General features: G+C 69.2%; 17 protein-coding genes, 1 tRNA gene and 1 pseudogene. 7 read left to right on the top strand and 12 right to left on the bottom strand.

Annotated features, from left to right (window positions below; genetic code table 11):
- Positions 1-138: 138 nt before the first annotated feature.
- Positions 139-2,397 carry a transglycosylase domain-containing protein gene (locus ACFVXC_RS13655; protein ID WP_389904888.1) on the bottom strand — a complete coding sequence of 753 codons (2,259 nt, stop codon included), beginning with the start codon at positions 2,395-2,397 and terminating at the stop codon, positions 139-141.
- A gap of 443 nt (positions 2,398-2,840) precedes the next feature.
- Between ACFVXC_RS13655 and ACFVXC_RS13650 the strand changes: the two genes are divergently transcribed.
- Together ACFVXC_RS13650 and ACFVXC_RS13645 are read left to right on the top strand one after the other, a co-directional pair.
- The gene (locus ACFVXC_RS13650; RefSeq protein ID WP_389904886.1) at positions 2,841-4,073 is read left to right on the top strand and encodes a hypothetical protein; all 1,233 of its coding nucleotides are present in this window, start codon (positions 2,841-2,843) and stop codon (positions 4,071-4,073) included.
- 314 nt (positions 4,074-4,387) lie between these two features.
- Positions 4,388-5,104, top strand: coding sequence for a hypothetical protein (locus ACFVXC_RS13645; protein WP_389904884.1), 717 nt, complete (start codon positions 4,388-4,390; stop codon positions 5,102-5,104).
- A gap of 143 nt (positions 5,105-5,247) precedes the next feature.
- Here ACFVXC_RS13645 and ACFVXC_RS13640 read toward each other — a convergent pair whose 3' ends face one another.
- The 6 genes and pseudogenes from ACFVXC_RS13640 to ACFVXC_RS13615 all read right to left on the bottom strand — a co-directional run.
- Complete coding sequence (locus ACFVXC_RS13640; RefSeq protein WP_389904883.1) at positions 5,248-6,234, bottom strand: zinc-binding alcohol dehydrogenase family protein; 987 nt, start codon at positions 6,232-6,234, stop codon at positions 5,248-5,250.
- 250 nt (positions 6,235-6,484) lie between these two features.
- Positions 6,485-6,709: a cold-shock protein gene (locus tag ACFVXC_RS13635; protein ID WP_389904882.1), complete on the bottom strand. Its 225-nt coding sequence runs from the start codon at positions 6,707-6,709 to the stop codon at positions 6,485-6,487.
- 394 nt (positions 6,710-7,103) lie between these two features.
- A tRNA-Arg gene (locus ACFVXC_RS13630) sits at positions 7,104-7,176 on the bottom strand.
- Between the two features lie 85 nt (positions 7,177-7,261).
- Entirely contained in the window at positions 7,262-8,842 is a 1,581-nt protein-coding gene (locus ACFVXC_RS13625; RefSeq protein ID WP_389904880.1) for an MFS transporter, read from the bottom strand.
- A 455-nt stretch (positions 8,843-9,297) separates the two neighbouring features.
- On the bottom strand, positions 9,298-11,385 hold the full coding sequence (locus ACFVXC_RS13620; RefSeq protein ID WP_389904878.1) for a pectinesterase family protein: 2,088 nt from the start codon (positions 11,383-11,385) through the stop codon (positions 9,298-9,300).
- A gap of 304 nt (positions 11,386-11,689) precedes the next feature.
- Positions 11,690-11,872 (bottom strand): annotated as a pseudogene (locus tag ACFVXC_RS13615) (helix-turn-helix domain-containing protein); the annotation flags it as partial.
- 483 nt (positions 11,873-12,355) lie between these two features.
- Between ACFVXC_RS13615 and rho the strand changes: the two are divergent.
- On the top strand, positions 12,356-13,567 hold the full coding sequence (rho, locus tag ACFVXC_RS13610) for a transcription termination factor Rho (protein ID WP_389904877.1): 1,212 nt from the start codon (positions 12,356-12,358) through the stop codon (positions 13,565-13,567).
- An 86-nt stretch (positions 13,568-13,653) separates the two neighbouring features.
- Here the strand turns inward: rho and ACFVXC_RS13605 are convergent, their stop codons facing one another.
- Positions 13,654-14,937, bottom strand: coding sequence for a M6 family metalloprotease domain-containing protein (locus tag ACFVXC_RS13605; RefSeq protein WP_389904875.1), 1,284 nt, complete (start codon positions 14,935-14,937; stop codon positions 13,654-13,656).
- 377 nt (positions 14,938-15,314) lie between these two features.
- On the opposite strand from ACFVXC_RS13605, the gene ACFVXC_RS13600 reads away from it, so the two are divergent.
- Both ACFVXC_RS13600 and ACFVXC_RS13595 read left to right on the top strand, forming a co-directional pair.
- Positions 15,315-15,971 carry a TetR/AcrR family transcriptional regulator gene (locus ACFVXC_RS13600; protein WP_389904873.1) on the top strand — a complete coding sequence of 219 codons (657 nt, stop codon included), beginning with the start codon at positions 15,315-15,317 and terminating at the stop codon, positions 15,969-15,971.
- Between the two features lie 170 nt (positions 15,972-16,141).
- Positions 16,142-17,653, top strand: coding sequence for an MFS transporter (locus tag ACFVXC_RS13595; protein ID WP_389904870.1), 1,512 nt, complete (start codon positions 16,142-16,144; stop codon positions 17,651-17,653).
- A 116-nt stretch (positions 17,654-17,769) separates the two neighbouring features.
- Here the strand turns inward: ACFVXC_RS13595 and ACFVXC_RS13590 are convergent, their stop codons facing one another.
- Positions 17,770-18,303 carry a MarR family winged helix-turn-helix transcriptional regulator gene (locus tag ACFVXC_RS13590; RefSeq protein WP_389904869.1) on the bottom strand — a complete coding sequence of 178 codons (534 nt, stop codon included), beginning with the start codon at positions 18,301-18,303 and terminating at the stop codon, positions 17,770-17,772.
- Between the two features lie 166 nt (positions 18,304-18,469).
- Between ACFVXC_RS13590 and ACFVXC_RS13585 the strand changes: the two genes are divergently transcribed.
- On the top strand, positions 18,470-19,258 hold the full coding sequence (locus tag ACFVXC_RS13585) for a dioxygenase (RefSeq protein WP_389904868.1): 789 nt from the start codon (positions 18,470-18,472) through the stop codon (positions 19,256-19,258).
- Positions 19,259-19,282: 24 nt separating this feature from the next.
- On the opposite strand, the gene ACFVXC_RS13580 is transcribed toward ACFVXC_RS13585, so the two are convergent.
- Both ACFVXC_RS13580 and ACFVXC_RS13575 read right to left on the bottom strand, forming a co-directional pair.
- On the bottom strand, positions 19,283-20,461 hold the full coding sequence (locus ACFVXC_RS13580) for a questin oxidase family protein (RefSeq protein WP_389904866.1): 1,179 nt from the start codon (positions 20,459-20,461) through the stop codon (positions 19,283-19,285).
- An 80-nt stretch (positions 20,462-20,541) separates the two neighbouring features.
- Complete coding sequence (locus tag ACFVXC_RS13575; protein WP_389904863.1) at positions 20,542-21,180, bottom strand: GNAT family N-acetyltransferase; 639 nt, start codon at positions 21,178-21,180, stop codon at positions 20,542-20,544.
- A gap of 184 nt (positions 21,181-21,364) precedes the next feature.
- Here ACFVXC_RS13575 and ACFVXC_RS13570 point away from each other — a divergent pair, with 184 nt between their 5' ends.
- Positions 21,365-22,372 (top strand): RNA polymerase sigma factor RpoD/SigA, encoded by a 1,008-nt coding sequence (locus ACFVXC_RS13570; RefSeq protein ID WP_389904862.1) that lies wholly within the window; start codon positions 21,365-21,367, stop codon positions 22,370-22,372.
- A gap of 246 nt (positions 22,373-22,618) precedes the next feature.
- Here ACFVXC_RS13570 and ACFVXC_RS13565 read toward each other — a convergent pair whose 3' ends face one another.
- Positions 22,619-23,740 (bottom strand): helix-turn-helix transcriptional regulator, encoded by a 1,122-nt coding sequence (locus ACFVXC_RS13565; RefSeq protein ID WP_389904860.1) that lies wholly within the window; start codon positions 23,738-23,740, stop codon positions 22,619-22,621.
- Between the last annotated feature and the right edge of the window lie 23 nt (positions 23,741-23,763).

The raw sequence follows: 23,763 nt of genomic DNA, 5'->3' as shown, positions 1-23,763 counted from the left end.
GATGGCAGCAGGCCGGTGGTTGGGGAAGGGACCTGAGGATGAGCAGCTATGAGTCCTGAGGGTGAGTTCTGAGGGTGAGACCTGGGGGTGAGTCCTGGGGGTGAGTCCTGAGGATGTGTCCTGAGGGTGAGCCCCGCGCTACCGGGAACTGCTGGGCACGGAGGGCTCATTCAGGTACTCCTTCCTCTCCCCCTTCCCTTTGCCCTTCCCTTTCCCCTGTGTTGCCACCGGCGCGGTCCCGGCCCGCTCGTCCTTCACGTAGTCCTGCCAGATCCGTACCGGAAAGACGTTCCCGTGCTGCGAACTCTTGCCGCCCACGCCCGACATGGGCAGCAGCTGAGGCTTGTCCGGAGTGGTGCGGAACATCGTCACGGCGGTCGACGAATGTTCGGTGGTGGCGGTGAACCAGGCCGAGCGGAGACGATCCTGATCGCCGGTGCGTCCGGCGACGACCGGCTGATCGACGGATGACATGCCGACACCCCGCATCGCGTCGGCGACCTCATCGGCCGTATCCGGATCCAACGCGCGCCGCGCATCGGGCCTCGCGAGCCCGTCGACGTTCTCGCCGTCCTTGACGACCTTGGTCACCGAGTAGGGGTCGTGCCGCAGGCCGCGGTTGGCGAAGGTGCTGTAGGCGCCGGCCATCCGGATCGCGCTGGGTGTCGACGTACCGATGGGGAAGGTCTTGTCCAGGCGCGCCATGCTGCCGTCGAGAAGCCCGGAGGAGACGGCGGTGCGCCGCACCCGCTCCCAGCCGACCTCCTTGCCGAGGCGTGTGTAGGTCGCGTTGCCGCCCTTCGCCAGGGCCTGGCCCAGGGTGGGGTGACTGGTGTCGTCCGGGTGGCCGTTGCCGGAGCCGGAGCCGGAGCCGGAGCCGGAGCCGTTGTCGGAGCCGGAGCCGGAGCCGGAGCCGGAGCCGGAGCCGGAGCCGGAATCGGAGTCGGGGCCTACAGCGCGCTTAAGCGCGACGGAACCCAGCAGATGGCCGCTGTCGTCGTAGAAACTGCCGGTCGACACCGGCTGCCACCACTTGCCGCGCCCGCCCGACGCCTGTGTACCGATGCCGTGATCGAGGGCGGAGGCCAGGACGAAGGGCTTGAAGGCGGAGCCGACGGGAACGCCGGAGGTGTCGGCGTTGTTGGTGAAGTGCTTGGTGGCGTCGGCGCCTCCGTACAGCGCGACGATGGCGCCGTCGGTCGGCCGCACGGAGGCGGCGCCCACCTCCACCCCCTTGTCGGCGACGCGCTTCTCGGGGTCGATGTCGCGCTTCAGGACGCGCTCGACCGCGCCCTTCAGGCGCCGCATCCTGTCCTTGTCGAAGGTGGTGTGGATCTTGTAGCCGCCGTGGGCGAGGTCCTTGTCGGTGAGCGAGGTGTTCTGCTTGATGTACCTGTTCGCGACGTCGACGAGATAGCCGGTCTGCCCGCCGAGACTGGTGGCCCGGGACTGCTTGTGGGGCTCGGGGTAGTCCGTGAACTTCTCGCGCTCGACGCGCTCCATGAGTCCGGCCTTGACCTGCCGGTCGAGAATCCACTTCCAACGGGCCACGGAACGTAGGTGGTTGGCGCGGCTCGCCGAGGGATCGTACTGCTCGGCACCCTTCAACAGAGCGGCCAGAGCAGCCCCCTGACTGGCATTCAACTCCCTGGCGGGGATTCCGTAATAGGCGTAGGCGGCGGCTTCGATGCCGTAGGCGCCACGCCCGAACCAACTGGTGTTGAGGTACCCCTGGAGGATCTCCTCCTTGCTCTTCTTCCGGTCCACCTTCAACGCGATGACGAACTCCTTGGCCTTCCGCGTCACCGTCTGGTCCTGGGAGAGGTAAGTGTTCTTCACGTACTGCTGGGTGATGGTGGAGCCGCCCTGCGTCTCCTGGCCGCGGACCATGTTGACGGCGGCGCGGGCCAGGCCCTTGGGCGAGACGCCGGAGTCGCTGTAGAAGGTGTCGTTCTCGGCGGCGATGACCGCGTTCTCGACGGCATCGGGAATCTCGGAGAGCCGTACGTTCTGCCGGTTCACCTCACCGGTACTGACCATCTGGGTGCCGTCGGCCCAGTAGTAGACGTTGGCCTCCCGCTGGGCGGTGGCGTTCTCGTCGGGGATGTCGACAGCGGCGTACACGATGGCGAAGAGGCAGACGAGGGTGGAGAGAACGAGGATGAGGGAGCCGCCCCACTGCCGCCAGGAGGGAAGCCAGCGACGGAGACCGTGTCTGCCGTGGCGGGGGTAGTCGATGAGGCGGCGGCGTGGCTTTCCAACGCGAGTTCGGGTGCGGGTGCGGGTGCGGGTTCGGGTGCGGGTTCGGGTGCGGGTGCGGACGCGGGTTCGGACGTGGGCGCGGACGCGGGGCTGTTTGGGCTCGCGCGGCGGCTTCACCTGACTGTGTGTCCCCATGCCGGGGGAGAGGGCGGGGACGGGGCGGGGGTTGGGCGGGGAGGTATTAGGGGGTCGTAACAGCAGCGCTCCGGAGGGGGGTGCCGGGCTGCCGGAGGGGGTTGGCGTGCTGCTGGAGGGGGCTTGCCTGGCGGACCGGGGAAGGGGTTGGCGTGCTGCTGGAGGGGGCTGCCTGGCGGACCGGGGAAGGGGTTGGCGGCCTTCCGGTCTCCCTGTCTGCTGGCAGGATCCGGCCGCAGCGGCTCCCCTGGGCCACGGCCGGCCCGCCTCAACCATGGGGGCCGGCCTGCGGGAGTGAACGACCTCCATGGGAGTTCACCTCATGCCTGCCCGGGGCGGGGCCCTCGACACAGGTTGAAACCGCGACGGCAGGGAAGTCGGCATTGCGAGCTCAAGCGGCGGCCCCACCTGCGAGGCTGTACTGCGTGACATATGCAGTGAGTGTGGATACCCGACCGCCCGGCGGCACCTCGGAGATGGACGAGCTGCAACGGGTCGGCGTCGCCGCCCTTCTTGAGAACGGCTTCGAGTCCGTGGAGGAGATCACGGGCCCCGACGGGATGGAGGTGAAACTCCTCGACACCTTCGTGGGCGTGTATCCCGGTGGGGCGCTGCTCAAGGTAGTCGTGGACGCCCCGGCGCTGGAGTTCGCCGAGGAGGCGGTCCGGGAACTGGTGGAGGATCTGCTCGAAAGCACGGATCTGCTCTCGGACTGGACCGTCGTGCGGTGTCAGGTGGAGCTGCACCCGGACCTGGCGATGGAGAGCCTGGACGCGGCTGACGGCCCTGATGCTCCGCCGGACGACCTTGAGTCCCGCCGTGCGCGTCTGATGGGCCTTGCCGGGGGAGCCACGCCCGCCGACGCGGCCGGGACGACGATGGAGACCGATGCCATCCGTTCCAAGATCCGCACCATGGCCCCGCGGCTTGCCGCCTTCGGCGCGGGGATGTTCGGTGTGCGCGAGGACGAGGGAACGGGCGAGGCCGAGGGAGCGGGCGAGGACGAAGAGGGGCGAGAGGGCGAGGACGAAGAGTGGCGAGCGGGCGAGGCCGAGAGCGGGGGCGACTCCGGCGGCATCTCGACGGAGGACGCCGAGCTTGCCGCCGGGGCCCTGATCTGGGGCACGGACGTCCTCATGGACGAACTGTTCCAGGACGCGCACGCGCTGGACCGGGAGGGAACCAACGTCGCCGAATGCGACCGTCCCATGTGGCTCCTCGACGAGTTGCCCCCGCGCTACGCCTTGCAGTACGACGCGCGTTTCGCCCGGCGATTCCTGGTGACGGCGATCGCCCTGACCACGCGGCTGACCGTGGGGAGTTTCAAGGAGCTGAGCTGCGTGGCCGAGGAGTTGGTCCTCAAGCTGCTGCTGCGCGAGGCCGAGGTCACGCTCGAAACCTTCGGCCTCCTCGACGAGGGCGTCTCCGCGGCGCTGGACCGCTTCGCCGACCTCGTCTACGAGGACATGGACCACGAGTTGCTGTACGACGACTCGATGGACGGCGTCGACGAGAGCGAGGTGGGCGCGGCCCTGGGCATCGCGCCCATGGGGATCACGAGCTGGTTCACCCCTTTCGACAAGGGCCGATACGTTCACCCGTACGCGGCGGACGACCCCGAACTCGACCCCGGCTCCAACCCCGAACTCGCCCCCGACCCCGACCCCGAACCCTGAGGGCGAGACCGTCGGGGTGCCGCCCGTCCGGTTCCGGCCAGTAAACTGCGCGCGCTCGGAAGCGTCGCGGGAGACCAGGGGGAACAGTGGCACACGGGGGATATCAGGGCTGGGGACCGGGAAACGGCCAGCCACAGCCACAGGGGGGCGGCGCCCCGGACCCGTACGGCCCGCCACCGAGCCCGTACCCGCACCCACATCCGACCCCTCAGCCCCACCCGCATCCGTACCCGCATCCGTACCCGCAGCCGCCGCAGCCTGTCCGGCGGCGACGGTCCGGCTGCGCGTTCCTCTTCGTCTCGCCGCTGATCCCGGTGATCCGTTCCGCCCGCCGCCGCGCCGAGGCGATCTTCAACCAGCCGGGCGCGGGCCGTGTCGAGGACCGGGTCGTGACGCGGGTACAGCTGTGGCGCGCGATCGTCGGCCTGGCCGCGAGCCTCCTCCTGATCTACGCCTACGGCGCGGACGAGGGCTGGAGCGGCGTCGCCAACGACGGCGTGGTGAAGGTGATCCTCGCCCCGCTGCTGCTCATCTTCACCGGGCCACTCGTCGTCATCGGCTTCATCCGCTACGCGCCCGCCGCGCAGAGGCGCGTGCTCCGCTCCCGCCTGCGTGAGCCGCTCAAGGCGGTGGGCTGGTACGTCGGCATTCTGGTGGGCGTGGGCCTCGTACTGGCAGGCAGCGCTGTTCTCCTGAAACAGAACTACGGCACGCTCCTGAACGGCCTGGTGGCGCTCGCCCTGCTCATCGGCCTCGTCTGGCTGCTGCCGTTCCTCCTCTTCGCCTCCGCGTACGCCGCCCGCTACGCCTTCAACACATCCAACGTCCACGCCGCTCTCCCGGCCGCGCTCACCGTCGTACTCGTCTGGGAACTGACGCTCTGCAGCGTCGCACTCGACGGCGGACTGCCCCACGGGCCACCAGCCGCGCAGTGGTGCGCGGCCCTCGGCGGCCCGATCTCGGTGACGGCGGTGGCCCTGTGGGAACTCCACCGCATGCGCACGCGCCACGGGGTCCGCATCCGCCCTTGAGTCCGGGCTGGGGCTGAGGGCTGGGGGCGCTGAGGGGAGGGGGCTGAGGGGCTGAGGTCAGGCCCCTGCCCGCCGTACGGCTGCGCGTCCCGACCCACGCCTATGTCAGGACCTCTCAACACCCACGCCTATGTCAGGACCTCTCAACCCTGACCTCCGACGGTGAGCACCAGCTTGCCGGTGGTGGAGCCGGACTCGATGCGGCGGTGCGCTTCGGCGGCTCGCTCCAGCGGGAGGGCTTCGACCTGTACCCGCATCCGGCCCTCCGCTGCCGCGGCGACGGCACGACGCAGCGCCCGGCCCGCTTGGGCGGGGAAGGCCTCGGAGAACGCGGCGAGGTTGAAGCCGGAGACGCTCTTGTTGCTGAACCACAGCTCGTTGGACGAGATGCCGACGTCCTCGGCGCCCGAGGCGTTGCCCATCACGACCAGTCGGCCCATCGGGGCCAGCAGGTCCAGGCTGGAGCGACGTGCAGGGCCGCCCACCATGTCGACCACGATGTCGAATTCGCCCGCCTCGGCGTGGTTGTCCCGCAGGATCGCCTCGTCGTAGCCGAAGCCTCTGGCGGTTTCGATCTTGGCGACACTGCCCACTGTGCCGACCACTCGACCCGCACCCAACTGCCGCGCGGCCTGGCCGAGTTGGCTGCCCACGCCGCCGGCGGCGGCATGTACCAGTACGCGCTCGCCCGGTTCGATGCGGGCCACGCGGTCGAGCACCAGGAAGGCGGTGGTGCTGTTGGACGGAAGCGCCGCTGCTGTCTCCAGACTCAGGTCGTAGCCGTCCAGAGGGGCGACGAGGTCCGCCGACGTGGTGACCACCTCGGCGTAGCCACCGCTGTCGACGATGGTCAGGGCGGCGACCGGCTGCCCCACCGACAGCCCCTCGACCCCGGGGCCGAGCGCCCGGATCCGGCCGGAGACCTCGATGCCCGGCACGAAGGGAAGCGGCACGTCCACCACGCCCTGGCGGTAAAGGACCTCGGCGAAGTTGGCGCCCGCGTACGCCACATCGATGGAGACCTGGCCCGGACCGGGCTCGGGGATCTTCACCTCGTCGAGGCGCAGGACGTCGGCGGTGCCGAACGAGGGGATGGTGACTGCCTTCATGTACGTGCTGTTGTGGGTCATGCGGATCAGTCTGCCCAACCCGTTCGGAGCCGGGCAGTGCCAGCTCATCCTGGGTCTGCCACCACCAGGCTGCGCCCATGCGCGGGCCCACCTGTCCAGGCGGCCCCGGCGGTGTCATACCCCGGCCTCCCAGGCCTCCCAAGCCTCACCAGGCCGCGTGCGCGCGACCGTCCCAGCTCGGGATCGTCGCCTGCGAGACCGGGCTCGTGGGCGAGTGCCGACGTGGGGTGTGACGTGTCAGCCGTGAAGGTCAGGCAGCCCGAGGCGCGATGCTCACCGCGCGGTAGTCGTACCCGTCCTGCTTGAAGCCGGGGGCTTCCCAGGCGAGGTCGACCTGCTGTCCGGCCGACAGCGTGCGGAAGCCGGTCGCCTGGATGTCGGAGTAATGGCCGAAGCAGCCGCCGGGAGTCTCGGGGGAGTCGAGAACACCCCACCCTTCCTCGTCGTTCCACTCGCGGACGGTCGCAGTCACCATGGACGGAACCCTACGGCTTGCTTCCACTGCGCCGACGCGTCTGGCGCCCGGCCTTGGGAAACTGAGGCGATCCAGGGCTAGTTGGGCACCGGACCTGCGGGAGGGACACGCCGACGCCCGATGCTGACGGATCGCCCTGCGACCTTCCCCGTGGCTCCCCGCCAGTCAGCCGTCCAACCGCGGCGGATCACCGGGGACCGTCCGTATCCAGGAACGGAGTTTCCAGCAGACCGCGACGGGGCCTACGAGCATGGAAAGCGGTGTAGGCCGGTCAGCTTCACAAGGCTTATCACTGCGGCCGAGTAGGGCCTCGGTCGTCAGTGACCGCCCGCGTCGATGTCAAAAGTAGATGTCAAAGGCCCCGGACCAAGATTGGTCCGGGGCCTTTTCGCTGTGCCCCCGGCAGGATTCGAACCTGCGACACCCGCTTTAGGAGAGCGGTGCTCTATCCCCTGAGCTACGAAGGCGGGGCTGACTGATGCCGCCACGGATGGCGGTTTCAGACAGGGTAGCGGATGGGGGTGGGGCGGTGCCGCCTGGCCGGGGGTGGCGTCAGCCGATGTGGGGCGGGGGTGTGGACTCCGTGTGTTCCTGCTTGCCCGCGGTGATCGCCAGTGCCGTTACCGCCAAGCCCGCCAGGAACATGCACGCCGCCGCTATGAACGCCATCGTGTAGCCGTGCGTCACCGCCTCGCCCGCCCGGGACATCAGGGGGAAGTCCTTCGTGGACAGGGCGCGGTACAGGGCTGAGGCCGCCTCCGGGAGCTTCGCGTTCGCCGTTGAGGTGGAGACCGTCGACAGGACCGCGAGGCCCAGCGCGCCGCCGATCTGCTGTGCCGTGTTCAGGAGCGCCGAGGCGATTCCCGTGTCCTCGTGGGCCACTCCGCTCACCGCGCCCAGAGTCATCGGGACGAAGCTCATCCCCAGGCCCAGGCCCGTGACGAACATCGCCGGCATGAGGTGCGTGGCGTAGGAGGAGGTCGGGGTGAGCGTTGCGAACCAGAGCATTCCCGCCGTTGCCACCAGCAGGCCCGGGCCCGCCAGGAGGCGAGGGGGCACCTTTGCGATCAGCTTGGAGCTGATACCTGCCGCCGCCGCCATGCCGAAGCTGAAGGGGAGGTACGCGAAGCCCGTCCGCACCGGGCTGTAGCCCTGGATCAGCTGCATGTAGAGCGTCAGGAAGTAGAACGTGGCGAACATGCCCGCCCCGATGAACAGCATCGTCGCGTAACTGCCCCACCTGTTGCGGTCCTTGAACAGTCGCAGCGGCATCATCGGGTGTGTCGTACGGGACTGTAGGAGCAGGAAGGCCAGCAGAAACACCGCCGCTGTGGCGAATGACGTCAGCGTCAGGGCGTTCGTCCAGCCGTGTTCGCCGCCCCGCGTGATCCCGTACACCAACGCGATCAAGCCGCCGGTCCCGGTGATCGCCCCCGGGATGTCCAGGCGGCCCCGGTGGCGCTCCGCCTCCACCAGCGTGCGGGTTCCGGCGAGGACGGCCAGGCCGATCGGGATGTTCACGAAGAACACCCACCGCCAGTCCAGTACGTCGGTGAGTACGCCGCCGAGCAGCAGGCCCACCGTCGCGCCGACCCCGCCCATCGCCGCGTACACGCCCATCGCCGTGTTGCGCGGCTTACCGGCTGGGAACGTGGTGGTGATCAAGGCCAGTGCGCTGGGGGCTGCCAGTGCCGCGCCCACTCCTTGGAGGATCCTCGCGCCGATCAGCAGCGCCTCGTTGGGAGCCAGGCCGCCCAGGAGGGATGCGAGGGTGAAGACCGCGATGCCCACCTGGAACATCCGGCGGCGGCCGAACAGGTCTCCCGCCCTGCCGCCCAGCAGGAGCAGTCCGCCGAAGGCCAGGGCGTAGGAATTGACGATCCAGGCCAGATTCGCGTCGGTGACGCCCAAGTCCGTCTGGATGCTGGGCAGGGCGATGTTCGTGATCGTCGCGTCGAGGACCACCATCAGCTGGGCGGCGGCGATCACGAACAGGGCCAGGCCGAGGTGGCGGCCCTTGGCGGAGGTTCCGGGAGAGGTCCCGGTAGAGGTCCCGGTAGAGGTTCCGGAGGCCGCTTCGGAGGTGTTCGGCGGTGGTGGGAGGGGCGACGTCGTGGCGCTGTCGGCAGACATGAGCGTAGGGCTCCAGGAATGTGTGGAGGCGTGGGCCGCTGTGGCCATGGCTGTGGCCTTGGCCGTGAGCGTGAAGTGATGTGACCGCTTGCAATACGAGCCGGAGCGCCGGTACGGCGAGAAACTCCCTGCCCGTGACGAAGGCCAAACCCTAGCAGCCGAATTCCGTCCACCTGCGTGCGCCGAATGCATTTCCCCGTGTGGTCATTATCGCGTCTGCCCGGCTGGCCAAAGGGGCGGTCCGTGTGAACACGCGACCTGACGCAACTTCCCTGTTCCCGCTTGCTTTTTTCGTGCGAGTGTGGACACGGCGGCGGGGGTCGTGCGTGCCTCTGTGTTCTGTGGCGTCGCCGTGCCCACACTCTTTGAGGGAATGCAAATTCATTCCCCGTGGACTCTGTGGATTCTGTGAACTCTGTGGGCTATGTGAACTCTCGAATTCCTTGTACTGCTCCTCAGGAACCCGGGGTCCAATTTCCCAGCCAGTCGCCGATCTCCTGGTTCGCTGCCTGCGCGTCCGTCAATTGCGGGCGGTCGGCGCTCGCCGTGCCCGAGCCCGCGCCCGTGTTCTTGTACTCCGCGAAACGGTCGTCCTTCCAGGGGAAGCCGCCCATGTCCACCCACGGGGTCGTCTTGACGGCGGCGCTCAGGGTCGAGTCGCGCACCGTCGTCTGCGGGTCAAGCGCCGCGTCGCCGCCCGCGTGCCAGTTGCGGCCCAGGTAGAAGCTGCGTGCCGAGACGTCGCCGTTCACCGTGGTGTTCGTGATCAAGAAGCCCTTGCGGTCGGCCGCCGTGCTCGGCGCGGTGACGTAGCCCTGCGAGGTGCCGTCCCAGCGCTTCTTGAGGGTGATCACCGACTGGTCCACCACTGCTGTCGCCCGGCCGAAGACGAAGTCCGTGTTGCCTACGACGTTGGAATTCTTGATGTACGCCCGGCCCGGTTTGTCCTTCGCCGCCGTGTCCAGGAGGAGCGTGTCCTGGTCGCCCTCGACGATCACGCTGTCCAGGAACGCCTTGTCGGCTGCCGTGCGCAGGGCCACCGCCTGGTGACCTGCGAGGTTCTGGTTGGCCTTCTCGTCGAAGTCGTTGGAGAGGGTCAGGTTGCGGGCCTGGAAGTCGTCGGCCTCGGCGGCGACGGTCGCGCTGCCCGATGTGCCGTAGGTGCCGGAGCCGTCCGGCTTGGGGGTGCCCGCCGCGTTGTCGTACACGATGACCGTGTCCTTGCGGCTGCTCCCAGAGCCCTGGAGCGTGACGTGCGGCTTGTTGGACGGGATCTTCACCGTCTCGCGGTACGTCCCCGGCGCGATGGAGACAATCACCCGCGAGGAGTTGTTCGCGGGTACGGCATTGACCGCCGCCTGCACCGTCTTGTACTGGCCGCTGCCGTCCTTCGCCACCGTGAGGGTGGCGGTGGTGGTGGCAGAGGCAGTGGCGGTGGTGGCGGTGCTCGGGCGCGGGCCCGCGCCCGACTTCACCTTCGACGGGACGTCCGACCCCTTGTCCAGCGTGTAGTCGTAGAAGCTCTTCGGGTCGAACGCCGTGCCGCCGCTCTCGTTGCGTCCGCTCGTCCCGACGAAGACATTCCCGCGCTGCACGATCGAGGCCGAACTGTCCTTGGTGACCGGGTTCTTGAGCCCCTCGAAGTAGCTGTTCTCCAGGACCATCTTCGTGTTGCCGCGCGAGTAGTTTCCGTACGAGGACGTGATGTCCGTTCCTGCCACGTCCTGGAGGTAGTTGTTGTAGAGGTGCGCGTGGGCCACGTTGTCCGTGGACGGGTTGCGCTGTTCCGTCTCGCGGAACCAGTTGTGGTGGATCGTGATGTCGGCCGTGGTGTTCTCGGTCCAGCCGATGCCGAAGGTCTTGTTGTTGTCGCTCAGTTTGTTCCAGGACACCGTCAGGTAGGTGGTGTCCTTTCGGCTGTCTATCAGGCCGTCCGCCATGTGCCGCAGATCGTTGTGGTCGATCCACACGTGGTGCGCGCCGTCCATCTGTACGGCGTCGAAGTCGTGCTCCTTGTCGTTCCACGTGCCCGCGTACGAGTCCCGGATCGTGAGGTTCCGGATGATCACGTTGTGCACGCCCTGGCCCAGGAAGAAGCCGCCTCCGACGATCTGGCCCGAGGTGCCGGAACCCACGATCGTCTTGTCCGACGCGACCTTGATCTCCTTGCCCTTGGGGTCCATCGTGATCGTCGCGGCTACGACGATCACGTACGGGTCGGAAGCCGTCGCGTATTTCTCCAGGTCCGCGAGCGTTCTGACGGTGACTGTCTTTCCGTCGCGTCCGCCGTACGTCCCGTTCTGACCCAGGGCGTTGACCGACGCGAAGCCGTCCGCGACATCGGTGACGTCGGTGACGTCGGCGGCGGAAGCCCCTGCGGAACTCGCCGCCGCGGCCAGTGGCCGCGCGCCCTCGCCGAAGATCCCGAAGGCCGTGCCGTACGTCAGCCCCGCCGCAGCCGTCAGGGCCACCGGGATGCCGATCGTCAGGTTCAGCCGACGCCTGCGGTGCCGCGCCCCGCGCTCATCGTTGATCGCTCTCATTGCCTCATCCGCCCTGGCGATAGTGGGTGTGCGTCTACGTCCGCGTTGCGCAGGGCAGTCGTCACCGGGGCGAGGAATGGTTGCCGGGTCAGCCCGACCCGGCGGCCCTGTCCCGTTCCGCGAGGTTCTGTTCCGCGAGGTCCCGTTCCGTGAGGTCCGCGTCGATCTGAACGACGGGGTCGCCCTGGGCGGCTATGTCGCCGCGGGGTTCGTCGTACTCGGGCTCATCGCCACCCTCCTCATACCGTCCGCCGCCCGGACCGCCCCCCGCCCGGACAGGAACAGGAGAGGGAGCCGCGGAGGATCAGGGTGACGCGGTACCGGCGTCCAGGTGCAGGCGTGCAGGCGTGCAGACGTGCAGGCGCAGGGCGAGCTGGATCTCCAGGGAACGCTCCGGGGTCTGCCAGTCGGCGCCGAGCAAGTGGCCGATCCTGTCCAGGCGTTGGACCACCGTGTTCACATGGACGTGGAGGGATTCCTTCGCCCTGCGGGTCGTGCGGGTCGTGCGGGTCCAGCGGATCCTGCGGGTCCAGCGGATCCTGCGGGTCCTGCGGGTCCTACGTGTCCTACGGATCCTGCGGGGGCGTCACCGCGTGGAGTGGGGCTCGTCATGGCCGGAAACGTAAGGGCGCGCCGGACGGGGGTCCCATGTGTGGGACCCACACAACGGGGGAGCGGAGCATGTGGGCGGGTGCGGCGATCCGGGGTGGGCCGGGCAAGGCCGTGGTGACTCAGGTCACGCTCGACGGCTCAAGGCATGTGCTACCTTGCAAGCAGCACGTGTGTACGCCGCCTTCTGCGGCGCCGGTGCAGATCTTCTCTTCTTCCGCCTCTTCGAGGCTCCCGCAGTTCCGAAGCTTCCGTATTTCTCGAAGCTCTCGCTGCAGTTCGTTTCTCCGCCCGTCGTACGGGACGTGAACCCACCGTTCCGCCGGGCCCCTCATTCGCATGTCCGCGAAAGGACCCCACCATGAGTACCGCAACCCTCACCCAGAACAAGACCACCCCCACCTCAACGACCCCCACCTCAACCACCCCCGCCGCGACCCCCGTCGTAGCCGTCTCCGGCATCCTCGACGTGAGTCACAACGCCAACGGCCATCTCCGTACCGGCGATCGCCTTGCCACCCCGAACGACGTGACCGTCCCCTCCGCGCTCATCCGCCGACTCGGCCTGCGTGCCGGAGACCTGGTCGAGGGAGCCTGCGGCAAGGCCCGCACCCTCACCGACGTCGACCGGGTCAACGGGCACTCCGCCGAAGCCCTGCGCAGGCGCGCGCGGTTCGGTGACCTCACCCCGCTGCACCCCCGCGAGCGGCTGAGGCTCGAAACGCCGGGCGAGGGCGGCGGCAGTGTCGCGACCCGGCTCATCGATCTCGTCGCCCCTGTCGGCAAGGGCCAGCGCGGCCTCATCGTCGCGCCGCCGCGCACCGGCAAGACCGTACTGCTCCAGCAGATCGCCGCTGCCGTCAGCGCGAACCACCCCGAGGCGCACCTCATGGTGGTGCTGCTCGACGAACGGCCCGAAGAGGTCACGGACATGAAGCGGTCCGTACGCGGCGAAGTGCTCGCCTCGACCTTCGACCGGCCCGCCAAGCAGCACATCGCCCTCGCCGAACTCGCCGTCGAGCGCGCCAAGCGGCTCACCGAGGAGGGCAGGGATGTCGTCATGCTCTTCGACTCCCTCACCCGGCTCTGCCGCGCGTACAACAACGCGGCGTCCAGCGGTGGCCGCACCCTCTCCGGAGGTGTTGACGCCGCCGCCATCCAGGGCCCCAAGCGCCTCTTCGGTGCCGCGCGGCTCGCGGAGGAGGGCGGGTCCCTGACCATGCTCGCCACCGTGCTCGTGGAGACCGGATCGCGCGCCGACGACTACTACTTCGAAGAGCTCAAGGGCACCGGCAACATGGAGCTCCGCCTCGACCGCGGCATGGCCGAGCGCCGCGTCTTCCCCGCCGTCGACGTCACCCCGTCCGGCACGCGCCGTGATGAACTCCTGGTGCCCGCCGATGAGTTGACCGCCGTACGCGGACTGCGGCGCGCCCTGCACGGCAGGGACGCGCAGAGCAACCTGGAGGCGATCCTCGATCGACTCCGCAAGACCTCGGACAACGCCGCCTTCCTGCGGCAGGTGCAGCAGACCGTTCCCGGCGCCGGCTGCGCCAAGGTCAACGGCGGCTGAGGATGCCTTTATGGGCGCATACGTGCACCCGGTGCCGGCTCTCCGCTATGGGCGCGTGACGTGCACCCGGTAGTACCGGCCCTCCGCTATGGGCGCGTGACGTGCACCCGGTACCGGCCCTCCGCGTCGATGTCCGACACCGTGATGCGTACGCCCGTCTTCTTGTCCGTGAAGGTCTGTCCGGGCTCGTAGGTCGCGTCGGAGAGTTCCGCGTGGACGTTCGGCTGGCGCGTGCAGCCGCCGCTGTCCTTCGTGGAGTCGGAGACGCTGATCGGGCCCCGGCCCGTGTCGACCTCGGCGTCCACCCGGTAGATCAGGACGCCGGGCTTGCAGATCGCGTCGTCGTTGCCGCCGCGGGTGCGCACCTCGACGGCGTACCCCTTGGTCGTGCTCAGCGGCACGAAGGCGAGCTTGGTGCCGCCGTTCGTCGCCAGCGGGCTCAGCGTGTGCTCGGTGGTGCCCGCGTTCGACGCGCAGCTGATCTGGTCGTCGTCGAGCCAGCCGAGCTTCCACTTGTGCCAGGCGAGCAGGTCGTTGTTGGCGCCCCAGTCCTCGCTCATGATGTCCCAGTGGCCGACCGCGCCGCCGCCGTCCTGCGTGTAGAGGTCGGGCAGGCCGAAGACGTGGCCGTTCTCGTGCGGGAGCACGCGGTAGCCCGTCTCGCCGTAGTTTCCCGAGCCGTCGTCCTGGCGGCTGTAGACGAAGGACGCGTTGGAGACCGGGACGCCGTCCGCGACGGGCGCCTCGGTGTTGCCCGCGAAGGTCACCGACAGGACCGTGTCGAGCGCGGAAGGGCCCGCGTTCGGCGTGATGAGGATGTTCACCAGGTCGTACTCCCGGAAGTCCACGTCCGGGTCCGCCGCGGCCACTATGTCCCGGACCAGCTCGCGGTAGCCCGGGTCGAAGGGGGCGCCGCGCTCTATCCCGTACTCCTTGAAGCTCTTGGGCATCCGCAGCCAGTCGGAGATCGGCGAATCGGGGCGGTAGTCGAGACGTCCGTAGGAGCTGGTGCGGAACCAGTCCGACGTCTGCGGGAAGAACTCCGCGAGGCGGTCGAGCGCGCTGCCCTTACCGGGGGCGTCGGAGAAGTCGACCATGAGGTTCAGGGCCCGGACGGTGCCCGTGGAGCGGGAGTAGCCGGAAGACGTGGGTACGCCCTCCGACATCTGGACGCCCATCGTGCCGCTGATCATGCACGGGCTGAGTGTCGTCGCGCGGGCCAGGGACACGGGGCCCGCCGCCGTGGGGGACTCCTCCATCAGGCGGCCGGTGCTCGCCGATGTGGTGACCGTGAGGGCAAGGACGGCGCAGGTGGCCAGTGCCGCGCCACGTCGGGCTCCGCGTATCTGCCTCCAGGTCGGCTGCTGCATCCATGGGCCTTCCCCTCGCGGCAGCCGCCGGTCCTGGCTGCACCCTTTCGATCACCCTGTGCCGGTGGGTGCGCGGGCGCTCGCTGGGTGCGACCGATCGTGGGTTTTTCGCGCACGGAGGTGTGACGCGGGTCACGGGAAGAAAGTCGGGCGATGGGAAATATCCGGGGAGTCCTTCCCCGTTTAGACCTGAGTCCGAGCGAAACGGGGAGTGATTCCCCGCATCGCGCAACAGAGGCTCCGGCGCCGCGCACGGTGCACCGCGCACCGTGCACCGTCCTGGAGGCTCGATCACAGACTTCGATCACCGACTTCGATCGCAGAGCTCGATCAGACTTCGATCACGGACTTCGATCACAGACTTGAGGAGAGCCGCCGTGGAGACCGCAACCGCTGAGCAGCGCCGCACGCCCCGCCCGCGGGCCGACGCCCTGCGCAACCGGGAGCGGATCGTCGCCGCCGCACGCGAGATGTTCGTCGAGTTCGGCTCCGATGTGCCGCTCGACGAGGTCGCGCGCCGGGCGGGCGTCGGCAACGCCACGGTCTACCGGCACTTCTCCGACCGTTCCGAACTGGTCCACCAGGTCGTCCTGCTCGTCACCGACCGCGTCTCGGCACACGCCGAGGAGGCGATCGCGGCGGCCGACGCCGACGCGAGCGTCGCGTTCGACGCCCTGCGCCGGTTCGTACATGCCTCCGCCGACGAGCGCATCGGTGCCCTGTGCCCGGTCCTCCAGGCGGCCTTCGACCCTGATCACCCGGATCTGGTCGACGCCCGTGAGCGGCTCGAAGCCGTGATCGGCGCGCTCATGCACAGGGCGCGCGCGGCCGGGCAGCTGCGCACCGACATCGCCGTCGGGGACCTGATGGTCGCTCTCTCCCAGCTCACCAGGCCGCTGCCCGGCACGGCGTGCCTGAACATGGACCGCTTCGTCCACCGGCATCTACAGCTGTTCCTCGACGGCCTGATGGCGCCGGCCCGCTCCGAGCTGCCCGGTGAGGCGGCGACCTTGGAGGGCCTTCGCGAGTGCTGAGTCCTTCCTGACCTGGCCTCGCTTCCCGGCCTCGCTTCCTGACCTCGCTTCCTGACCTCGTTCTTTCGCTCGACTCTCTCGCTCGACTTCGCAGTACGCAGCCGCCGGGCGCGGCATGCGTCGCTTTTCCGTCACTTGTTCACCACTCGTACCGCTAGGTGGCTACTCCCATGTCAGAAACAGATCCCAGGCGCTGGAAAGCGCTGATCTTCATCGCGCTCGCGCAGCTGATGGTCGTGCTCGACGCGACCATCGTGAACATCGCGCTGCCCTCCGCCCAGCAGGACCTGGGCATCTCGGACGGCAACCGTCAGTGGGTCATCACGGCCTACGCCCTTGCCTTCGGTGGTCTGCTGCTCTTCGGCGGTCGCATATCCGACCTCTGGGGCCGCAAGCGCACCTTCGTGACCGGCCTGATCGGTTTCGCCGCTGCCTCCGCGCTCGGCGGCGCCGCGAACGGCGAGGCCATGATGCTGGGCGCCCGCGCCCTGCAGGGTGTGTTCGGCGCGCTGCTCGCGCCCGCCGCCCTCTCGCTGCTCGCCGTGATGTTCACCGATGCCAAGGAGCGCGCCAAGGCGTTCGGCATCTACGGTGCGATCGCCGGTGGCGGTGGCGCCGTCGGCCTCATCCTCGGCGGCTTCCTCACCGAGTACCTGAACTGGCGCTGGACGTTCTTCGTGAACATCCCCTTCGCCGCCGTCGCCGCACTGGGCGCGTACTTCGTCATCCGTGAGCCGGCCGGTGGCCGCAACCGCTCGCCGCTCGACATCCCGGGCGTGGTCCTGTCCACCCTCGGTCTTGTCGCCCTGGTCTACGGCTTCACGCGTGCCGAGTCCGAGGGCTGGTCGGACTCCATGACCATCGGCATGTTCGTCGCTTCGGCCGTCCTGCTCGCCGCGTTCGTCCTCACGGAGTCCAAGGTCAAGTCGCCGCTGCTGCCGCTGCGCGTCCTGACCGAGCGCAACCGTGGCGGCGTCTACATGTCGCTCGGCCTCGCGATCATCGCGATGTTCGGTCTGTTCCTGTTCCTCACGTACTACCTGCAGATCGTCCAGGGCTTCTCGCCGGTCAAGACCGGCTTCGCGTTCCTGCCGATGATCGTCGGCATGATCACGGGCTCCACGCAGATCGGCGCCCGTCTGATGACCCGCGTCCCGCCGCGGCTGCTCATGGGCCCCGGCTTCCTGCTCGCCGCCGGCGGCATGCTGTTCCTGACGCAGCTGGAGGTCAACACCTCGTACGCCGGTGTGATCCTGCCCGGACAGCTGCTGCTCGGCCTCGGTATGGGTACGGCGTTCATGCCCGCCATGTCGCTCGCCACGCACGGTGTCGAGGCGCGTGACTCCGGTGTCGCCTCCGCGATGGTCAACACCTCGCAGCAGGTCGGCGGCGCCATCGGCACGGCTCTCCTGAACACCATCGCCGCCTCCGCCACCACCGCGTACATCACTTCGCACGCGGCGGGCGCGACGACTCCGGCCGCGCAGAAGCTGCTCCAGGCAGAGGCCATGGTCGAGGGCTACACCAGCGCGATCTGGTGGGCTGTCGGCATCCTGGTGGCCGCATCCGCGATCGCCTTCACGCTCATCAACACCGGTGCCCAGGGCGGCGCTCCCGCCGCCTCGGGTGACACCGACGGTGTGGTGGAGGACGAGGTGCGGATCCCGGTGGTCGCGCACTGACCCCCGCTTTCCGACAGGGAGGCTCGGCGCCCTCTGACAAGGGGGCTCAGCGCTTTCCGACAGGGGGGCTCAGCGCCTTTCTGGATGGGAGGCTCAGCGCCCTCTGACCGGGAGGCTCAGCGGAGCCAGGGCAGGTCCGCCCCCGCCTCCTTGGGCTGAAGTCCCTCGGCGACGATCATCATGATCTCGCCGAGGGACTTCTGCTGTTCCGGGGTGAGCCGGTCGAAGAGCGCCTGGCGTACGGCGGTGACATGGCCCGGCGCGGTCCGGCGCAGGACGTCGTACCCGTCCTCGGTGAGGATCGCGAACTGGCCGCGCTTGTCGGAGGGGCAGTCCTCGCGGCGCACCCACCCGTTCTTCTCCAGGCGCGCGATGGCGTGCGAGAGGCGGGACCGGGTGATCTTGGAGTTCCTGGCGAGTTCCGTCATGCGCAGCCGCCGCCGCGGGGCGACGGAGAGCTGGACCAGGAGTCCGTAGTAGATGTGCGGCATACCCGCGTCGCGTTGCAACTGGCGATCGAGGTGATCCTCCAGAAGCGTGGTGGCCTGCAAGTACGCGAGCCAGGTGCGCTGTTCCTCGTCGTTGAGCCAGCGCGGTTCCCCTTCGGGGACGTCGGGGACGTCGGGGGAAGAAGTGGGTGCCGTGTCCATGTACTCCACTGTACGCAACCCTTTCTTGAAACTTAAACAATGTCGGAGTAGGGTCGTCCCGAAGGAAAGCTTGAGAGTTAAAGTAAATCGTTCCTCGCACGTCCTCGCACGTCCTCGCACGTCCCCGCACGTTCTTCGCATGTTCTCGGTCCTCGGAGGAGCCGCCATGACCGCAACCCAGGAGCGCATGCCCGCCCTGTACCTCAGCCACGGCGCACCACCGCTCGCCGACGACGAGCTCTGGCCGGACCAGCTCCGTGCCTGGTCCGCGGAGCTGCCGCGTCCCAAGGCCATCCTCATGGTCTCCGCCCACTGGGAGGAGGCCCCGCTCGCGCTCGGCGCGACGGAGACAGCGCCGCTTGTCTACGACTTCTGGGGCTTCCCCGAGCACTACTACCAAGTGACCTACGCAGCTCCCGGCGCCCCTCAACTGGCTGATTCCGTACGCAAACTGCTGCGCGGGGCCGGTACGCCGGTGCAGGACATCCCGGATCGCGGGCTCGACCACGGAGCGTACGTCCCTCTCGTCGAGATGTATCCAGGCGCGGACATCCCCGTTCTCCAGATCTCCCTGCCGACCCTCGACCCGCGGCGCCTGATGGACATCGGCCGCAAGCTGGCGCCGCTGCGGGACGAGGGCGTGCTGATCGTCGGCAGCGGCTTCTTCACGCACAATCTGGCGGCGCTGAGGCAGGGCGGTACGCCGTCGTGGTCGGTGGAGTTCGACGCGTGGGGGCACGAGGCGCTCGACGCGGGCGATGTGGACGGGCTCCTCGACTTCCGGCACAAGTCTCCGGCGGGCGAGCTCGCGCATCCGCGTACGGAGCACTTCGCGCCCTTGTTCGTGACGCTGGGGGCTGCCGAGGCCGCGGGGGATCTGGGAGGGCAGCGGCACCGGAGTGTGATCGACGGGTTCTGGATGGGTCTCGCGAAGAGGTCGGTGCAGTTCGGCTGACCCTGTGCGCCGGGTGCGTGCGCGCTAGGTCAGCGGCTCGCTGATCTCGATCGCGCGCAGGGCCGCCGCGAGGGCCCGCTCGTCGCCCACGTCGAGCGCCGTGTCGGCGAACTTGATGACGTGCTCGTCGCCGTGCGCGAGGGCCCGCTCGAAGACCTCCTCGGGGGTGAAGGTGCCGGGCGCGGTGTACGTGGCCGGGGCGGCAGGGGCGTACATCGAGGTCACGGCGGCCGACGCCGTCCAGGCCGCGTGCAGGCTCGGCGCCCACAGGGTGCGGGGCAGCGCCGGCATGGCGCGCAGAACGGCGTTGGGCGCGGTCGACGCGTGCACCAGCATGGTCTCCTCGCCGTGGCCGTGGGTGGCGTACCGGTGGGTGGCCGCGCGCACCAGCTCGGTGAGCCTGCGGTGCGCCTCGTCAGGGTCGGTCACGTCGGCCGCCCACGCGGGGAGGCCCGCGACCCGGCCGAGCCTGTCGGGGAAGCTGCCGCTGTCCCTGTCGGGGATCGGCTCGACGGTGTCGAGGGCGGCGGCGGCTGCGGTGCCGGTGCTGCCCGTGTTGCTCGTGCTACCTGTGTTGCCTGTGCCGCTCGTGCCGTTCATGCCGTTCATGCCGTTCATGCCGCTCGAGCCGCTCGTGCCGCTCGTGCCGCTCGTGCCGCTCGTGCCGCACGGCAGGAGTGCGATGCCGGTGGTGGGGTGGTGGCGGGCGGCCCAGTAGCCGAGGCCGTGGGCGAGTTCGGTGCGGCGGGGCTGGGTCTCCTCCCCGCTCAGGAGGGTGCGTACCGCGTGGCCCACCCGGATCACCGGGTGCGTGGAACCGCCGTACATGCCGGGCAGCAGGCGGGGCCACCACGCGGCGAGGACGTCACGCCACGGACGTCCGCCGCTCTCCGCGCTCTCTCCGATCTCTCTTTCGAAGTACGCGATCCAGTCCGCCGCGCGGCGCGGATCACCGAGAGCGGCGCGCCAGTTGTCGCCGGTGATTGACTCGACCGCGCTCGGGTACTCCTCCAGCCTCGGCGCGTACAGCTCAAGCCAGCGGTGGATCCCGCCGGTCAGGCCGTGCGCGGCGAGCGCCTCGACGGCCATCGGCGCGTGGTTGGTGAGCCGCCCGAGCCGCTCGGGGCCAGAGGAGTGCAGGCGCTGCAGGGCCTCGTCGAGGGTGCCGGTGGTGTCGGCCGCGGTGTCGGCTGTGGCGTCCATGGGGGGACGGTAGACGGGGCGCGGGCGGGGCGTAACGGCCTTGCGGACTAGGTCAGGACCTAGGACGGCGCCCGCGGGACCTAGGTCCCGCTTGGTGGCTGAGGGCCGAGGGGACGCTCGTACCAGGCGACGTCCCAGTAGCGGCCGAACTTCCGGCCGACCTCGCGGTACGTGCCGACGTGCCGGAAGCCGAAGCGTTCGTGGAGGCGGCCCGACGCGTCGTTCGGCTGGGCGATCCCGGCGTAGGCGCGGTGCAGGTCCTCACCCTCCAGGGCCTCGAAGAGCGTCTTGTAGAGCAAGGTGCCGATGCCACGGCCCGCGGCATCCGGTGCGCAGTAGACGCTGACTTCCACCGAGGTGGCGTACGCGGGCTTCGTTCGGAAAGGACTACTGGTGGCGTATCCGAGGATCAGGCCGGGACTCGGTCCGGGGCTACTCAGTCCGGGCCTACTCGGTCCGGGGCTACTCAGGCCAGGACTCGGTCTGGGACGACTCGGTCCGGGGCTCGGGCCGGAATCCCGCTCCTGGGCAACCAATAGGCGGTGGGGGCCGTCTACAGGATGGGAGAGCAGCCAAGGGCGGCGTTCTTCCGGCAGGAAGGCGGCTGTGTCGAACGTGATCGCCGTCTCACGTACGTAGTGGTTGTAGATATCGGTCAGAGCCCAGAGATCGGCCTCCGTGCCCGGCCTGACCTGCACCTCTGTACGTTCGGACGGCATCTGACCCCCCTCTGTGGCGGCACAGGGTACTGCAACGTCAGGAAAATAGGTGCGCGGCTTGGGAATTCTGTCCGGATTCCAGTCGTTGTTTCCATCGGAAGCAGGGCACCCGCGAGGGTGTGGTTTCCACCACAGAGGCCCGTGAAAAGGGCCGACCAGGACCTCCACACGCAAGGGAGCACGCATGGCAACCCGTGCCGTCGCCCGTCGTAAGTCCGCCTCCACCGGCGAGACCGACGCGGCACGCAGTGTTCGCGCCGTAGGCGGGGAGATCGCCGACCGCGACCTGGTCGGCATGTACCTCGACGAGATCGCGCGTACGCCGCTCCTCGACGCCGCCAAGGAAGTCGAGCTGTCCCAGATCATCGAGGCCGGTGTGTACGCCCGGAAGATAATCGACGGCGACATCGAGGACTCCGTCCCCGGCGCTTCCGCGTCCCGCGAGGAACTGGAGGCACTGGTCGCCGACGGTGAGCGGGCGAAGGATGTCTTCATCCGGTCGAACCTGCGGCTCGTCGTCGCTGTGGCCCGCCGCTACCCGAGGAGTGGCCTGCCCCTCCTCGACCTGATCCAGGAGGGGAACGCGGGCCTGGTGCGCGCGGTCGAGAAGTTCGACTACGCCAAGGGTTTCAAGTTCTCCACGTACGCCACGTGGTGGATCCGCCAGGCCATCACGCGCTCCATAGCCGACCAGTCGCGCACCATCCGTCTCCCCGTCCACCTGGTGGAGGAGCTGGGCCGGATCCGCCGGGTCATGCGCGAGTTCAACCGCAAGAACGGGCGCGACCCGGATCCGGAAGAGGTCGCCGCGGAGCTCGACACCACGTCGGCGCGTGTGACGGACGTCCTGGACTGGGCGCGTGACCCCGTCTCGCTGAACATGGGTGTGGACGACAGCGGGGACACGCAGTTCGGTGACCTGCTGGAGGACACCTCCGCGGTCTCGCCCGAGCAGTCCGTCCTGACCCTGCTGCGCAGCGAGGAACTGGACGACCTGATAGGCCGCCTCGACCAGCGCACGGCCTCCATCATCAAGATGCGGTACGGCATCGAGGACGGCCGCGAGCGGACCCTCACGGAGGTCGGCAAGCAGCATGGGCTCACGCGGGAGCGGATCCGTCAGATCGAGAAGCACGCGTTGCTCGAGCTGAAGAAGATGGCTCGGGACACGGGGTTCGACGCGGCGGCATAGGCCTGAGCGGCCGACGAAACCGCCCTCTGACCGAGCCCCGGTGCCATCCCCCCCCCGGCACCGGGGCTCATTTTCTTCGACCTTGTGGCCGCGTATGGGTGAGGGCTTACCGCGCTTCGCGCGGAGCGCGGGCCAGGATCCGCGGGCCAGGATCCGCGGGCCAGGATCCCCACTCGCCTTCGCTCGACGGTGACGGCCTACGGCCCCCGGCCTCCGGCCCTCAGCCCCCGGCCCCCAGCCCCCGGCCTACGGACTTTCGGCGGACGACGCCCGCGTCAAGCGGGAGCCCAGGTCATGGAGGGACGCCACAAGCTCGGGCGGCTCGTGGGCCACGAAATCGCATCCGGTCATGGCCAGGCGGACGGCCAGCCAGTCGACGGCGTCCGTCACCGTCGAGCGGAGGCGACACGTGGAGTCCGTCAGGGCCTCCGGCCTGCCGAGCGCCGCCGGAAGCTTGGCCGCGACGGCCTCCGCCGAGGCAGCGAACGTCACGTCGATCGCGTACGAGGACTGCCCCCGCCACATGGACCGGCGGATGTACTCCGCGGCATCCCCCGTGGGCAGCTCGCGCGGCACGAAGCGGGCGCCGGTGGCGAAGGGGGACGACACCCGGTCCACCCGGAACGTGCGCCAGTCGTCGCGGTCGATGTCGTACGCGACCAGATACCAGCGCCGCCCCGTCGACACCAGACGGTGCGGCTCCGTCAGACGCCGGGACTCCGTACCGTCGCCGGAGCGGTACGCGAAGCGCAGCCGCTCCTGACCCGCCGCCGCGGACGCCATGACCGTGAGCGTCTCGGGCGCGATACTGGCGCCGTCACCGCTGGTCAGCGGCGTCGTGGCGATCTGGAGCGCCTGGACGCGATGCCGTAGCCGCGAGGGCAGCACCTGCTCCAGCTTCGCCAGGGCCCGGACCGACGCCTCCTCCACCCCCTCCACCGCGTGCCCCGCCCCCGCCCGCAGACCCACGGCGATCGCCACCGCCTCCTCGTCGTCCAGGACGAGCGGCGGCATCGCCTTCCCCGCGACCAGGCGGTAGCCACCCGTCGCCCCCTGACTCGCCTGCACCGGATAGCCGAGGTCACGCAGCCGGTCGATGTCGCGCCGCACGGTACGGCGGCTGACACCGAGCCGGTCGGACAACTCCCCGCCCGGCCAGTCGCGCGGCGTCTGGAGGAGGGACAGGAGTTGCAGCAGCCGCCCAGGGGTGTCCGTACCGCCGCCGGACCTTTCCGAAGCCTCGCCCGGGGTCGTGCCGGAAGCCGTGCCCGAAGCCGTGCCGGAAGCCGCGCTCGGGGTCGTGCCCGAAGCTGTGCCCGGTGTCGTGCCCGAAGCCGTGCCCGAAGCCGTGCCCGAAGTCGAAGTCATGTCGTCCAGGATGCCGCGCATAT

Origin of the sequence: Streptomyces sp. NPDC058257 (genome assembly GCF_042881845.1) — a bacterium.
In the GTDB taxonomy this organism is placed as follows: domain Bacteria; phylum Actinomycetota; class Actinomycetes; order Streptomycetales; family Streptomycetaceae; genus Streptomyces.
Note: the sequence above shows the minus strand (reverse complement) of the source record. Positions and strands in the feature narration are given on the sequence as shown.

Bases quoted from the DNA above. Each gene is read 5' to 3' on its own strand.
- ACFVXC_RS13635 (WP_389904882.1), bottom strand. From the start codon at position 6,709: ATGGTGACTGCGACCGTCCGCGAGTGGAACGACGAGGAAGGGTGGGGT.
- ACFVXC_RS13605 (WP_389904875.1), bottom strand. From the start codon at position 14,937: ATGCAGCAGCCGACCTGGAGGCAGATACGCGGAGCCCGACGTGGCGCG.
- ACFVXC_RS13580 (WP_389904866.1), bottom strand. From the start codon at position 20,461: ATGGACGCCACAGCCGACACCGCGGCCGACACCACCGGCACCCTCGAC.
- ACFVXC_RS13575 (WP_389904863.1), bottom strand. From the start codon at position 21,180: ATGCCGTCCGAACGTACAGAGGTGCAGGTCAGGCCGGGCACGGAGGCC.
- ACFVXC_RS13595 (WP_389904870.1), top strand. From the start codon at position 16,142: ATGTCAGAAACAGATCCCAGGCGCTGGAAAGCGCTGATCTTCATCGCG.
- ACFVXC_RS13625 (WP_389904880.1), bottom strand. From the start codon at position 8,842: ATGTCTGCCGACAGCGCCACGACGTCGCCCCTCCCACCACCGCCGAAC.
- ACFVXC_RS13655 (WP_389904888.1), bottom strand. From the start codon at position 2,397: ATGGGGACACACAGTCAGGTGAAGCCGCCGCGCGAGCCCAAACAGCCC.
- ACFVXC_RS13640 (WP_389904883.1), bottom strand. From the start codon at position 6,234: ATGACCCACAACAGCACGTACATGAAGGCAGTCACCATCCCCTCGTTC.
- ACFVXC_RS13570 (WP_389904862.1), top strand. From the start codon at position 21,365: ATGGCAACCCGTGCCGTCGCCCGTCGTAAGTCCGCCTCCACCGGCGAG.
- ACFVXC_RS13585 (WP_389904868.1), top strand. From the start codon at position 18,470: ATGACCGCAACCCAGGAGCGCATGCCCGCCCTGTACCTCAGCCACGGC.
- ACFVXC_RS13590 (WP_389904869.1), bottom strand. From the start codon at position 18,303: ATGGACACGGCACCCACTTCTTCCCCCGACGTCCCCGACGTCCCCGAA.
- ACFVXC_RS13620 (WP_389904878.1), bottom strand. From the start codon at position 11,385: ATGAGAGCGATCAACGATGAGCGCGGGGCGCGGCACCGCAGGCGTCGG.
- rho (WP_389904877.1), top strand. From the start codon at position 12,356: ATGAGTACCGCAACCCTCACCCAGAACAAGACCACCCCCACCTCAACG.
- ACFVXC_RS13565 (WP_389904860.1), bottom strand. From the start codon at position 23,740: ATGACTTCGACTTCGGGCACGGCTTCGGGCACGGCTTCGGGCACGACA.